The organism is Streptomyces sp. TM32 (genome assembly GCF_004122755.1).
GTDB classification, from domain to species: Bacteria; Actinomycetota; Actinomycetes; order Streptomycetales; family Streptomycetaceae; genus Streptomyces; species Streptomyces sioyaensis.
Window position 1 is genome coordinate 1 of record NZ_SDIG01000015.1, and the last position, 12,129, is coordinate 12,129.

At 72.6% G+C, this 12,129-nt stretch carries 10 protein-coding genes and 1 pseudogene; 8 read left to right on the plus strand and 3 right to left on the minus strand.

Annotation, left to right across the window (positions count from 1 at the left end; translation table 11 throughout):
• Both EST92_RS05740 and EST92_RS05745 read left to right on the plus strand, forming a co-directional pair.
• Positions 1-570 (plus strand): annotated as a pseudogene (locus tag EST92_RS05740) (hypothetical protein); the annotation flags it as partial.
• Positions 571-722: 152 nt separating this feature from the next.
• A complete protein-coding gene (locus EST92_RS05745; RefSeq protein ID WP_129279841.1) occupies positions 723-1,055 on the plus strand; it encodes a hypothetical protein in 333 nt (110 codons plus the stop codon).
• Positions 1,056-1,148: 93 nt separating this feature from the next.
• Here the strand turns inward: EST92_RS05745 and EST92_RS05750 are convergent, their stop codons facing one another.
• Positions 1,149-2,318, minus strand: a complete 1,170-nt coding sequence (locus EST92_RS05750; RefSeq protein ID WP_129279842.1) for an FAD-dependent oxidoreductase — start codon at positions 2,316-2,318, stop codon at positions 1,149-1,151.
• Positions 2,315-2,635 carry a bifunctional 3-phenylpropionate/cinnamic acid dioxygenase ferredoxin subunit gene (locus EST92_RS05755; protein WP_093481817.1) on the minus strand — a complete coding sequence of 107 codons (321 nt, stop codon included), beginning with the start codon at positions 2,633-2,635 and terminating at the stop codon, positions 2,315-2,317. Before EST92_RS05755 ends, EST92_RS05750 begins: the two co-directional genes overlap by 4 nt.
• Positions 2,636-2,851: 216 nt before the next feature.
• Between EST92_RS05755 and EST92_RS05760 the strand changes: the two genes are divergently transcribed.
• The 4 genes from EST92_RS05760 (at position 2,852) to EST92_RS05775 (ending at position 8,940) form a co-directional block, all read left to right on the plus strand.
• Positions 2,852-3,964 (plus strand): S-(hydroxymethyl)mycothiol dehydrogenase, encoded by a 1,113-nt coding sequence (locus EST92_RS05760; RefSeq protein WP_129279843.1) that lies wholly within the window; start codon positions 2,852-2,854, stop codon positions 3,962-3,964.
• 76 nt (positions 3,965-4,040) lie between these two features.
• Positions 4,041-6,536 carry an FAD-dependent oxidoreductase gene (locus tag EST92_RS05765; RefSeq protein WP_129279844.1) on the plus strand — a complete coding sequence of 832 codons (2,496 nt, stop codon included), beginning with the start codon at positions 4,041-4,043 and terminating at the stop codon, positions 6,534-6,536.
• A 74-nt stretch (positions 6,537-6,610) separates the two neighbouring features.
• On the plus strand, positions 6,611-7,771 hold the full coding sequence (gene solA, locus EST92_RS05770) for an N-methyl-L-tryptophan oxidase (RefSeq protein WP_129279845.1): 1,161 nt from the start codon (positions 6,611-6,613) through the stop codon (positions 7,769-7,771).
• 11 nt (positions 7,772-7,782) lie between these two features.
• Positions 7,783-8,940: an aromatic ring-hydroxylating dioxygenase subunit alpha gene (locus tag EST92_RS05775; RefSeq protein ID WP_129279846.1), complete on the plus strand. Its 1,158-nt coding sequence runs from the start codon at positions 7,783-7,785 to the stop codon at positions 8,938-8,940.
• A gap of 28 nt (positions 8,941-8,968) precedes the next feature.
• On the opposite strand, the gene EST92_RS05780 is transcribed toward EST92_RS05775, so the two are convergent.
• Positions 8,969-10,942: a heavy metal translocating P-type ATPase gene (locus tag EST92_RS05780; RefSeq protein ID WP_129279847.1), complete on the minus strand. Its 1,974-nt coding sequence runs from the start codon at positions 10,940-10,942 to the stop codon at positions 8,969-8,971.
• 96 nt (positions 10,943-11,038) lie between these two features.
• Between EST92_RS05780 and EST92_RS05785 the strand changes: the two genes are divergently transcribed.
• Both EST92_RS05785 and EST92_RS05790 read left to right on the plus strand, forming a co-directional pair.
• A complete protein-coding gene (locus EST92_RS05785; RefSeq protein WP_129279848.1) occupies positions 11,039-11,419 on the plus strand; it encodes a metalloregulator ArsR/SmtB family transcription factor in 381 nt (126 codons plus the stop codon).
• Between the two features lie 81 nt (positions 11,420-11,500).
• Positions 11,501-12,127: a GntR family transcriptional regulator gene (locus tag EST92_RS05790; protein WP_129279849.1), complete on the plus strand. Its 627-nt coding sequence runs from the start codon at positions 11,501-11,503 to the stop codon at positions 12,125-12,127.
• Positions 12,128-12,129: the final 2 nt, after the last annotated feature.

Sequence of the window (12,129 nt, forward strand, 5' to 3'; positions counted from 1 at the left end):
GAGCCGGCGCCCAGGCCGGCTCCGGTCCCCCCACCTCAGCCCGTCGGGCCCCAGCCCAATGAGCCGGCCTGGGCGCCGGCTCTGGACGCGGTCCTGATGAGCAGCTGGCAGGCCGGAGTTGACCTCTCCGCCCTGGCCGCCGAACTCGGGCTGGACGTCCGGATCCTGGTGGCCCGCGCACAACAGCTGTCCGCCGAAAGCCGTCCCGCGCCGCCACCGGACCGCATCGGCCGGCACCGCCGCCTCGTCAACGTCCCGCCACCCTCCCCGCACAGCGAGACTCCCCCTCCGGCCTGGCGTGAGCGGCCGCCGCAGCCGCCACGGGAGCACTACGAGCAGGAACCCTGGAAGCAACACCCGTACCAGAACTACCCGGAGCAGCAGGAGTATCAGGAGTACCGGGTCTACGAGCAGCATCCACAGCAACACCACTACCAGCAGCCCTCCCAGGGCACCTGGGACGCCAACGCCATCACGGCCGCCCAGCACGACTGGGACGGCATCCTCAGCCAGTGGGAAGCCACCACCTCCACCACCCCACCCATCTCACCCGGCCACACAGGCACATGAGGGAACGGGCCGCGGCCGGAAAACCGCCCGCCGCGGCCCGTGGCCGGAATGAACCCTCGCCCCTCCGGTGCTCCTCCGTATGATCGCCGAGGCAGCGGGCGACCCCTACGGAAGGCGTGAACGGCCATGGCGGAAAAGCGAGTTGTCCTCTCGTGAGCGGCAGTCTCTACCGGGACCGTTGGATCGAGTGCACCTCCGGCGCCCTCCGCATTCGCGGTTACTACTTCCCGTGGGGGACGAAGACCGTGCCGTACACGTCCATCCGCGGGTTCCGGCGCGTGGAGATGGGGGTGTTCGGCGGGCAGATGCGGATCTGGGGAACGTCGCACCCGCGGTACTGGGCGAGCCTGGACCCGGGGCGGCCCGCGAAGAAGGACGCGCTGATCCTCGATCTCGGCCGTTTCGTCCGCCCGTTCCTCACGCCGGGCGACACCGATGCCGTGGAGGCCGTCCTGCGGGCGCATGTCCCCACTACGGACCGCTGAGCCGAATGGAGCGCGGCCGACGGACGGGCCGGCGGCCCGTGCCGTCTCCGGCGCGGACCGTGGCGAGCTGCGCCGGGGCGGTGCCCGGGCCGGTCAGGTGATGGCCGGCTCGGCGGCGCGGGCGAGTGCGCGGCGGTGCCGCATGAAGGGGCGCGGGCGGTTGAGGGCGAGTACCGCGGTGGGGTGCCCGTCGCGTTCGTAGCAGGCGAGGAAGCTGCGGTCGTCGGGGGAGCCTTCGAGTACGCGCGGGGCGTCGCCGGGCAGCCGCCGGCCGGCGAACTGGATGCGGACGCCGTACTGGTCGGACCAGAAGTACGGCAGGCTCCGGTGGGTCGCGACGGTGCTGCCGGCCAGGAGGTTCTCCACCGCCGTGGCGGCCTGTTCGGTGGCGCTGGTCCAGTGTTCGGAGCGGGTGCCGGCCACCCTGGCGACATCGCCGACGGCCACGACCTGCGGCAGCGGGGTGACCCCTCCCGCGTCGCAGCGGACCCCGTCGTCGAGCGGCAGTCCGGAACCCGCCAGCCAGGCGGTGCGGGGCCGGACGCCGATACCGGTGACGACCACGTCGGCGGGGAGCAGCCGGCCGTCGGCCAGCTCGACCCCGGTGACGTGGTTTCCGGCGCCGCCGCTGTGCAGACGCGCGACCCCGGTGCCGGTGAGCAGGGTGACGCCGTGGTCCGCGTGGAGGGCGGAGCAGATTCCGGCCATCGTGTCGCCGAGTTGGGGGACGAGGGGGAGCGGGGCGGCCTCGACCACGGTGACGTGATGCCCGAGGGCGGTGCAGGACGAGGCGACCTCGGCGCCGATGAAGCCGCCGCCGATCACCACGACCCGGACCGGGCCGCGCGTCAGGTCCGCGCGCAGCGCCTGCGCGTCGTCGAGGGTGCGCAGGGTGTGCGAGCCGGCGGGCACCGGGCCCGGGAGGCGGCGCGGGGCGGCGCCGGTGGCGATGACCACACCGTCGGTCGTCAGGGACCGGCCGCCGTCGAGGAGCACCGTGCGGCCGCCGGTGTCGAGGCCGGTGGCCTCGGTGCCCAGCAGCCATTCGGCATCGAGTTCGGCGATCTCCTCGGCGTCGGCCAGAGCCAGTTGGTCCTGCCCGGTGGTGCCGGTGAGGAAGTCCTTGGACAGCGGCGGGCGGTCGTAGGGGCGGTGGCGTTCGTCCCCGACGATCATCAGCCGGCCGTCGAACCCCTGGGCGCGCAGGGCCCGGGCGGCGTACAGGCCGGCCAGCGAGGCTCCGATGACAGCGACCGACTTCATGCGGCGGTGCCCTCCTCGGCGGCGTGCTGGACGTAGATCATGCCGTCCTCGACGGTCACGGGGTGGGTGCGCACCGCCCGGCGGGCGGGCAGGCAGGTGGGCGCTCCGGTGCGGAGATCGAAGGTCGCGGCGTGCAGCGGGCATTCGACCAGGCAGCCCTCCAGCCAGCCGTCCGCGAGCGAGGCGTCCTGGTGGGTGCAGGTGTCGTCGATCGCGTAGAGCTGCCCCTCGGCGTGGAAGACGGCGATCGGAGGTGCGGTGTCGATGCGTACGGATTCGCCGGTGGGCAGATCGGCGAGACGGCAGACAGGAATCACGGGACCCCCTGGATCATCGAGTTTCGCGGTGCGCACGATGGAGCGCTATACGCAACAGAATCCAGTCGCTGGGCCGCTGCGTCAAGCGGTCCCGGGAAATGCCGGCCGCGGCGTGAAGTGCTCGCCCACACCCCCTTGACGGTGTCGATCGGCGTTCCCACTATGTCTCTCATCGCGCAACCAGTCGTGCAGTGCGCAACACTCAGGGGGTAGGGCATGCCACACGAAGTCCATGCCGTCGTCGCGGCGAAACCAGGCGCACCGGTCGAGCTGCGGACGATCCTGGTGCCGGACCCCGGCCCGGGAGAGGTCCTCGTCGCCGTCCAGGCCTGCGGGGTCTGCCACACCGACCTGCACTATCGGGACGGCGCGATCAACGACGAATTCCCGTTTCTGCTCGGCCATGAGGCGGCCGGCGTGATCGAGGCCGTCGGGCCCGGGGTCACCGATCTCGCGCCCGGTGACTTCGTCGTCCTCGCCTGGCGGGCGCCCTGCGGCAGCTGCCGTTCCTGCCGCCGCGGACGGCCCTGGTACTGCTTCGACTCCCGTAACGCGGCCCAGCCGATGACCCTGGTTGGGGGCACCTCCCGGACGGAGTCTGGGGGAGGCACCGCGCTCAGCCCCGCGCTGGGCATCGGGGCCTTCGCCGAGAAGACCCTGGTCGCCGCCGGACAGGCGGTCAAGGTCGACGCCCATGCCCGCCCGGAAGCCGCCGGACTCATCGGCTGCGGAGTGATGGCGGGATACGGGGCGGCCGTGCACACCGGCGCGGTGGGCAGCGGGGACACCGTCGCCGTCATCGGCTGCGGCGGGGTCGGCAACGCGGCGATCGCCGGCGCCTCGGTCGCCGGGGCGCGCCGGATCATCGCGGTCGACATCGACGACCGCAAGCTGGACGGCGCCACCCGCTTCGGCGCCACGCACACCGTCAACTCCCGCGGTACGGACCCCGTCGAGGCGGTCCGCGGCCTCACCGGCGGGCACGGCGCGGACGTGGTGATCGACGCGGTGGGCCGCCCCGAGACCTACACCCAGGGCTTCTTCATGCGCGATCTCGCCGGGACGCTGGTCCAGGTCGGCGTCCCCGAACCGGACATGCGCATCGAGCTGCCGCTGATCGATCTCTTCTCGCGCGGTGGCGCGCTGAAGTCCTCCTGGTACGGCGACTGTCTGCCCAGCCGGGACTTCCCGGTCCTCATCGACCGCTACCTCAGCGGACGGCTCGACCTCGACGGATTCGTCACCGAGACGATCGCCCTGGACGAGGTGGAGTCCGCCTTCGACAAGATGCGCGACGGCACGGTCCTGCGCTCCGTCGTGGTCCTGTGACGGCGTTACAGGACCCTTGGCCGCAACGGCCGTACCCACCCGCCCGCCCACCCCGAACAGCAGCAAGAGGAGGGACATGTCCCGCACGCCCGCACCCCGTTCCCGTGTGGTGGTCATCGGTGCCGGCATCGTCGGCGCCTCTCTCGCCGACGAGCTGACCGCCCGCGGCTGGAGTGATGTCACCGTCCTCGAACAGGGCCCGCTCCCGGCCCCCGGCGGCTCCACCTCGCACGCGCCCGGCCTGGTGTTCCAGACCGGTCCGTCCAAGACCATGACCGAGTTCGCCGCCTACACCGTGCGGAAGTTCGGCTCCCTCGACGTCGACGGGCTGCCCTGCTTCCACCCCGTCGGCGGACTGGAGGTCGCCACCACCGAGGCCCGCTGGGCCGATCTGCACCGCAAGGCCGGACTCGCCGCCTCCTGGGGCGTACGCGGTGAACTCCTCACCCCGCACCAGTGCAAGCAGCTGTGGCCGATGTTGGACGAGACCCGGCTGCACGGCGGCTTCCACACCCCCGACGACGGCCTGGCCCGGGCACTGCTCGCCTGCCGCGCCCAGATCGACCGGGCCACACGGCGCGGCGCACGCTTCCTGGAGCGGCACACCGTCACCGGCATCGAGCGGGCGGACGGCCGGGTCACCGGCGTGGTCACCGACCGGGGCACCTTCCCCGCCGACCACGTCGTCTCGGCCGCCGGTTTCTGGGGCCCGGTGATCGGCGCGATGGCCGGGGTGGACGTCCCGCTCCTCCCGCTGGCGCACCAGTACGCCAAGACCGCACCGCTGCCCGAGCTCACCGGCGTCAACGACCCGCGGACGGAGGCGAGCAAGCCGATCCTGCGCTTCCAGGACCGCGATCTCTACTTCCGCGAGCACACCGACCGGCTGGGCATCGGCTCCTACGCCCACCGCCCGATGCCCGTCGACCCCTTCACCGTCCCCGCCTACGACGACGCCCCCACCATGCCCTCGTCACTGCCCTTCACACCGGACGACTTCGCCCCGAGCTGGCAGGACAGCATCGGACTGCTGCCCGCGCTGGCGGACTCCCGGGTGGCCGAGGGCTTCAACGGCGTCTTCTCGTTCACCCCCGACGGCATGCCGGTCCTCGGCGAATCCCGCGAACTGCGCGGATTCTGGCTCGCCGAGGCGGTCTGGGTCACCCACTCCGCGGGCGTCGCCAAGGCCGTCGCCGAATGGATGACCGACGGGCGGCCCGCGATCGACATCCACGAGTGCGACCTCTACCGGTTCGAGGACGCCCAGCGCTCGCCCGCCTACCTCGCCGACCGCGGGGCGCAGAGCTTCATCGAGGTCTATGACGTCATCCACCCGCTGCAGCCCATGGACCAGCCGCGCCCGCTGCGCACCAGCCCCTTCTTCCCCCGGCAGCAGGAACTCGGCGCGTACTTCCTGGAGGGCGGCGGCTGGGAACGCCCGCACTGGTACGAGGCCAACGCCCCGCTCGCCGAGGGGCTCGAACTCCCCGAGCGCGACGCCTGGTCGGCACGCCACTGGTCGCCGATCGCCGCCGCGGAAGCCAAGGCGACCCGCGAAAAGGTGGCCCTGTACGACATGACCCCGCTGCGCCGGCTGGAGGTCACCGGACCCGGCGCCCTCGCCTTCCTCCAGCGCATGACCAGCAACAACCTCGCGAAGAAGCCGGGCGCGGTCACCTACACCCTGCTCCTGGACGAGGCCGGCGGCATCCGCTCCGACCTCACCGTCGCCCGGCTCGCCCCGGACCGCTTCCAGGTCGGCGCCAACAGCGGATCCGACCTCGACTGGCTGCTGCGGCACGCCCCCGACGGTGGGGGCCCCTCCCGCTCGAGCGAAGCCGAGAGTGGGGGAGTCCAGGTCCGCGACATCACCTCCGGCACCTGTTGTATCGGCGTCTGGGGCCCGCTGGCCCGCGACCTCGTCCAGCCGCTCACCCGCGACGACTTCTCCCACCAGGCCTTCGGCTACTTCAAGGCCCGGCACACCCACCTCGGCCACGTCCCGGTCACCGCGATGCGGCTCAGCTACGTCGGCGAGCTCGGATGGGAGCTGTACACCACCGCCGACCTGGGGCTCCGCCTGTGGGACACGCTCTGGGAGGCCGGGCAGGAGCACGGGGTGATCGCCGCCGGGCGCAGCGCCTTCAACAGCCTCCGCCTGGAGAAGGGGTACCGCGCCTGGGGCCATGACATGACCACCGAACACACCCCGTACGAGGCCGGCGTCGGCTTCGCGGTCCGCCCCGCCAAGGGCGACTTCGTCGGACGGGCCGCGCTGGAGGGCAAGAGCGAGGACACCGCACCGCGCAAGCTCACCGCGCTCACCCTCGACGACCCCTCGGCCGTCGTGCTGGGCAAGGAACCGGTCTACGTGGACGGCGCGCCGGCCGGCTATGTCACCTCCGCCGCCTACGGCTACACCCTCGGCCGCGCGATCGCGTACGCCTGGCTGCCGGCCCGTGCGTCGGTCCCCGGCACCCCCGTCCATATCGAGTACTTCGGTGAGAAGATCCCGGCCACCGTCGCCCAGGAGCCGCTCTTCGACCCGCAGATGGAGCGCATCCGCAGGTAGGAACGGCTGATGCGGCGAGCCGCCCGCACTCCCGGTACGCAGCACCCCCCCCCGTACGCAGAAGGAGCAACCGCATGGCTCCCACCTACGACGTCATCGTCCTCGGCCTCGGTGGCATGGGCAGCGCCGCCGCCCACCATCTCGCCGCCCGCGGCGCCCGGGTCCTGGGCCTGGAGAAGTTCGGCCCGGTGCACAATCGAGGCTCCAGCCACGGTGGTTCCCGTGTCACCCGGCAGTCCTACTTCGAGGACCCCGCCTACGTACCGCTGCTGCTGCGCTCGTACGAGCTGTACGAGAAGCTGGAGCGGGACACCGGCCGGGAGATCGCCACCCTCTGCGGCGGGGTGATGGTCGGCCGCCCCGACAGCCGTACGGTGCGCGGCAGCCTGGAGTCCGCCCGGCAGTGGGACCTGCCGCACGAGATGCTGGACGCCGGGGAGATCCGCCGCCGCTTCCCGACGCTCACCCCGGCCGACGACGAGGTGGCCCTCTACGAGGAGCGGGCGGGTCTGGTCCGGCCGGAGTACACCGTGGCCGCCCATGTCCAGCTCGCCGTCCAGGACGGCGCCGAGCTGCACTTCGAGGAGCCGGTCACCCGCTGGGAGGAGCTGCCCGGCGGCTCCGGGGTCCGGGTCCACACCCCCGAAAACTCCTACACCGCGGGCCAGTTGGTGATCTGCCCGGGTGCCTGGGCGCCCCGGCTGCTCACCGACCTCGGCGTCCCGTTCACCATCGAACGGCAGGTCATGTACTGGTTCGCCCCCGTGGGCGGCACCGCGCCCTTCGTCCCGGACCGGCACCCGATCTACATCTGGGAGGACGACCGGGGCGTCCAGATCTACGGCTTCCCGTCGATCGACGGCCCCGACGGGGGTGCCAAGGTCGCCTTCTTCCGCAAGGGCACCGTCTGCACCCCCGAGACCATCGAACGCACCGTGCACGACGACGAGGTACGGGCCATGGCCGCGCAGCTCGCCCCGCGGCTGCCCACCCTGCCCGGCCGTTTCCTCAAGGCCGCCACCTGCATGTACTCCAACACCCCCGATGAACACTTCGTGATCACCCGGCATCCCGCGCACCCGGAGACCGTGACCGTCGCCTGCGGGTTCTCCGGCCACGGCTTCAAGTTCGTGCCGGTGGTCGGCGAGATCGTCGCCGATCTCGCGCTGACCGGTGCCACCGCGCATCCCATCGAGCTGTTCGACCCCCGCCGGCCCGTCGCCGCGGCCGTCTGAGGAGACCGGATATGACGACCACACCCACCCCGTCCGCGGCCCCCGCCCCCGCGAGCACGCCCAGCCTGCTCGCCACCCTCGCCGGCCACCACTACACCGACCCGGAGATCTTCCGCCAGGAACAGGAGAAGATCTTCGAGCGCCTGTGGTTCTGCGCGGTCCGCAGCGCCGACCTGGACAAGCCCGGCGCCTTCCGCACGGTCCGGATCGGCCGGGAGAGCGTACTGATCACCCGCAACCGCTCCGGCGCACTGCGCGCCTTCCTCAACATCTGCCGGCACCGCGGCGCGCAGCTGTGCACCGAGGAGTCCGGCGAGGTCCGCCGCACCCTCCAGTGCCCCTACCACGCCTGGACCTACGACCTCGACGGCCGCCTGGTGGCCGCCCCCAACCTGCAGAAGATGCCGGACGTCGACCGCACCGAGCGCGGTCTGGTCACCGTCCCGCTGCGGGAGTGGCTCGGCTACGCCTGGGTGTGCCTGGCCGACGAACCCCCGTCCTTCGAGGACACCGTGATCGGTGCGGCCATCGAGCGGCTGGGGGACGCCGCCTCCCTCGACCGCTACCGCACCGAAGGCCTCGCCCTCGGCAAGCGCGTCACCTATGACGTGCACGCCAACTGGAAGCTCATCATCGAGAACTTCATGGAGTGCTACCACTGTGCCACCATCCACCCCGAACTCACCGAGGTGCTCCCGGAGTTCGCCGACGGCTTCGCCGCCCAGTACTACGTCGGACACGGCGCGGCGTTCGCCGAGGAGGCCACCGGGTTCACCGTGGACGGCACCGAGGGCTTCGGCCGGCTCCCCGGCATCGAGGACACCCAGGACCGCCGGTACTACGCGATCACCGTCCGGCCGCAGGTCTTCGTCAACCTCGTCCCGGACCATGTCATCGTCCACCGGATGTTCCCGAGGGCACCCGACCGCACCGTCGTCGAATGCGACTGGCTGTATCTGCCCGAGGTCGTCGACTCCGGTGCCGATGTCTCCAAGTCCGTCGAGCTCTTCCACCGGGTCAACGCCCAGGACTTCGCCGCCTGCGAGCGCACCCAGCCGGCCATGAGCTCCCGTGCGTACCGCGCCGGCGGGGTGCTGGTGCCCAGCGAGCACCACATCGGCGCCTTCCACCGGTGGGTGACCGACTGTCTGGCGGGGGAGGGAGCCTGACCCGGGGCCGCCGCTCGGGCGGTGGCCCCTATCGCGCGGCCGCCGCCCGGCGCCAGGCCGCGGTGCGCAGCAGCCGCAGCCCGTTGAGGCCGACGAGGACGGTGGAACCCTCATGGCCGAGGACGCCCAGGGGCAGCGGGAGTTCACCGGCCAGGTCCCACACCACCAGACCCGAGAGGAACACCGAGGCGAGCAACAGGTTCTGGACCACCAGCCGACGGGCCTCCCGCGACAGCGCGATCACGGCCGGTACGGCGGCGAGTTCATCGCGGACCACCACCGCGTCCGCGGTGTCCACGGCGAGGTCGGAGCCCGCCCGGCCCATGGCGATCCCGGTGTGCGCGGCGGCCAGCGCCGGGGCGTCGTTCACCCCGTCGCCCACCACCAGTACCCGCCGCCCGGCCGCTTCCTCCGCGCGGACGGCGGCCGCCTTGTCCTGGGGCAGCAGCCCGGCACGTACGTCCGTGATGCCGACGGCCGCGGCGAGGCGGGCCGCGGCCCGCGGGTTGTCCCCGGTGAGCAGCGTCGGCGTCCGGCCGGTGAGCGTGTCGAGCCGGGCGACGGTGGCCGCCGCGTCCGGGCGTTGCCGGTCGGCGATGCCCAGCACCCCGGCCGGTACACCGTCGGCCAGCACGAGGACGGCGGTGTGCCCGGCCGCCTCCCACTCCGCGACCAGGGCGCGGGCCGCCGCCGCGGCCGGATGGCCGGCGGGCAGCAGCCGGGCCGGGGCGCCGACCGCGATCCGGGTGCCGTCGACGGTGGCCCGTACGCCGGTGCCGGGGGTGGCGGCGAACTCCTCGGCGGCCGGCAGGGACAGCCCGCGGGCGCGGGCGGCCGCCACGATCGCGCGGGCCAGCGGGTGTTCGCTGCCGTGTTCCGCCGCGGCCGCCACGGTCAGCAGGGTCTCCTCGGTCCACCCCGGGCCGGGCAGCGGCCGGACGGCGGTCAGGCGCGGGGTGCCCGCGGTCAGGGTTCCCGTCTTGTCCAGGGCGACGGCGTCCACCTGGCCGAGGCGTTCCATGACGACGGCCGACTTGACCAGCACACCGTGCCGCCCGGCGGTGGCGATGGCCGACAGCAGCGGCGGCATGGTCGCCAGCACCACCGCGCACGGTGAGGCGACGATCATGAAGGTCATGGCCCGCAGCAGGGTGCGCTCAAGATCCGCGCCACAGAGCAGCGGGAAGAGGAACACCGCCAGGGTGACGGCCACCATGCCGAGCGCATAGCGCTGTTCGACCTTCTCGATGAACAGCTGGGTGGGCGCCTTGGTCGCGGAGGCCTCGGCGACCATGGCCACGATCCGGGCGATGACGAAGGCGCCGGCATCGCGCTCGACCTCGATGCGCAGCGCGCCGGTGCCGTTGCGGGTGCCGGCGAACACCTCGTCACCGCACTCCTTGAGCACCGGCAGCGGCTCACCGGTGATGGTGGCCTGGTCGACCTCGCCGGCCCCGTGCCGTACCCGGCCGTCCGCGCCGATCCGCTCGCCGGGGCGGACCAGGACGAGGTCGCCCACGACCAGGTCCGCGGTGGCCACCGTCTCCTCGCTGCCGTCGTCGGCCAGCCGGGTCGCGGTGCCCGGGGCGAGGTCGAGCAGACCGCGCACCGAGTCCTGGGTGCGGGCGGTGGCCAGCGCCTCCAGGGCGCCGGAGCCGGCGAAGATGACGATCAGCAGCGCCCCGTCCCGCACCTGCCCGATCGCGGCCGCACCGAGGGCGGCGACGACCATCAGCAGATCGACGTCCAGGGTTCTCTCCCGCAGCGCCCGCAGCCCCGACCAGGCCGGCTCCCAGCCGCCCGTCACGTAGGTGAGGACGTAGAGCGGTGCCCAGAATCCGGCCGGTGCGCCGGTGAGTTGCAGCGGCAGCGCGACCAGGAACGCGACGGTGGCCGCGGCCGCCCAGCGGGCCTCGGCCAGGGCGAGGACCCGGGTACGCCGCGGGGCGCCGGGGCGGGCGGCGGGCGCCCGGAGCGGACGCTGGAGTACGGCAGCAGGCATGGCAGAACGACCCTTCACGGGCGGGGAACCGGCAGGGTCACCACCGTACCGGAACAAATGAAGAGGTCTTCATCTATCGTCGTTAGGATGGCCCCTATGGGCCACGGAATGGATGACCACCGCACCACCACCCGCGAAAGACTGGACGCGGTGGGAGCCGATGATGTCGCCGCGACCCTCCAGGCCCTGTCGACCCCCTCCCGGCTGCGCATCCTCGCCCGCCTCCAGGAGGGCCCCTGCGCGGTCGGCGATCTCGCCGCCGCGGTCGGCATGGAGCAGTCCGCCTGCTCCCACCAGCTCCGACTGCTGCGCAATCTCGGCCTGGTCACCGGCGAACGCAACGGCCGTTCGATCGTCTACGCGCTCTACGACCACCACGTCGCCGAACTCCTCGACCAGGCGCTCTTCCACGTCGAGCATCTGCGGCTCGGCCTCCATGACGCCCCATCAGGAAGGGTGGACACCGGGGGTCGTTGACCGCCGCCCACCGTGTAGCCTTCGCATGCAGGCGATATGCGGTATCCCGTGGCGGGATGTCACGAGTGGGGAGAGCGGGCGATGCAGTCGGGGCGCGAGAAGGCCTACGCCTATCTCAAGGAGAATGTGCTGACCGACCCGGCCATGCAGGACCGCTTCCTGTCCGAGCAGGAGATCGCGGACCGGATCGGCGTCTCCCGCACCCCGATCCGGGAAGCACTGCTGCTGCTCGCCGCCGAGGATCTGGTGCGGCTGGTGCCCAAGCGTGGGGCGCACATCGCCCCGCTGTCCGGCCGTGAGATCGGCGAACTGATGGAGATGCGCGGTCTGATCGAGCGCTTCGCCGCACAGTGCACGACGGAGCGGGGCACCGCACCCGTCGAGGAGATGGCCGGCATCCTGGACCGGCAGGAGGCGCTGCGCGGCGAGGACGGCGCCAAGGAGTTCCTCGCCGCCGACCACCGCTTCCACGCCACCCTCGTCGCCGCCGTCGGCAACACCCTGATGAGCCGTCAGCACGACGCGCTGCGCAGCCGTCAGATCAGGGCCGGCGTGACCGCCCACTACCGCCCCGGAAACCGCCACGACGAGGTGCTCGCCGAACACCGCAAGATCCTCGACGGGTTGGCGGCCGGGGACGCCGCGGCCGCCTGCGCGGCCATCGACAGCCACCTCCAGGCGACCCGGCGCAGCCTCCTGGCCGCGTGACC

Excerpts from the sequence above, each read along its gene's own strand:
- EST92_RS05750 (WP_129279842.1), bottom strand. The coding sequence starts at position 2,318 with ATGAAGTCGGTCGCTGTCATCGGAGCCTCGCTGGCCGGCCTGTACGCC.
- EST92_RS05760 (WP_129279843.1), top strand. The coding sequence starts at position 2,852 with ATGCCACACGAAGTCCATGCCGTCGTCGCGGCGAAACCAGGCGCACCG.
- EST92_RS05765 (WP_129279844.1), top strand. The coding sequence starts at position 4,041 with ATGTCCCGCACGCCCGCACCCCGTTCCCGTGTGGTGGTCATCGGTGCC.
- solA (WP_129279845.1), top strand. The coding sequence starts at position 6,611 with ATGGCTCCCACCTACGACGTCATCGTCCTCGGCCTCGGTGGCATGGGC.
- EST92_RS05775 (WP_129279846.1), top strand. The coding sequence starts at position 7,783 with ATGACGACCACACCCACCCCGTCCGCGGCCCCCGCCCCCGCGAGCACG.
- EST92_RS05780 (WP_129279847.1), bottom strand. The coding sequence starts at position 10,942 with ATGCCTGCTGCCGTACTCCAGCGTCCGCTCCGGGCGCCCGCCGCCCGC.
- EST92_RS05785 (WP_129279848.1), top strand. The coding sequence starts at position 11,039 with ATGGGCCACGGAATGGATGACCACCGCACCACCACCCGCGAAAGACTG.
- EST92_RS05790 (WP_129279849.1), top strand. The coding sequence starts at position 11,501 with ATGCAGTCGGGGCGCGAGAAGGCCTACGCCTATCTCAAGGAGAATGTG.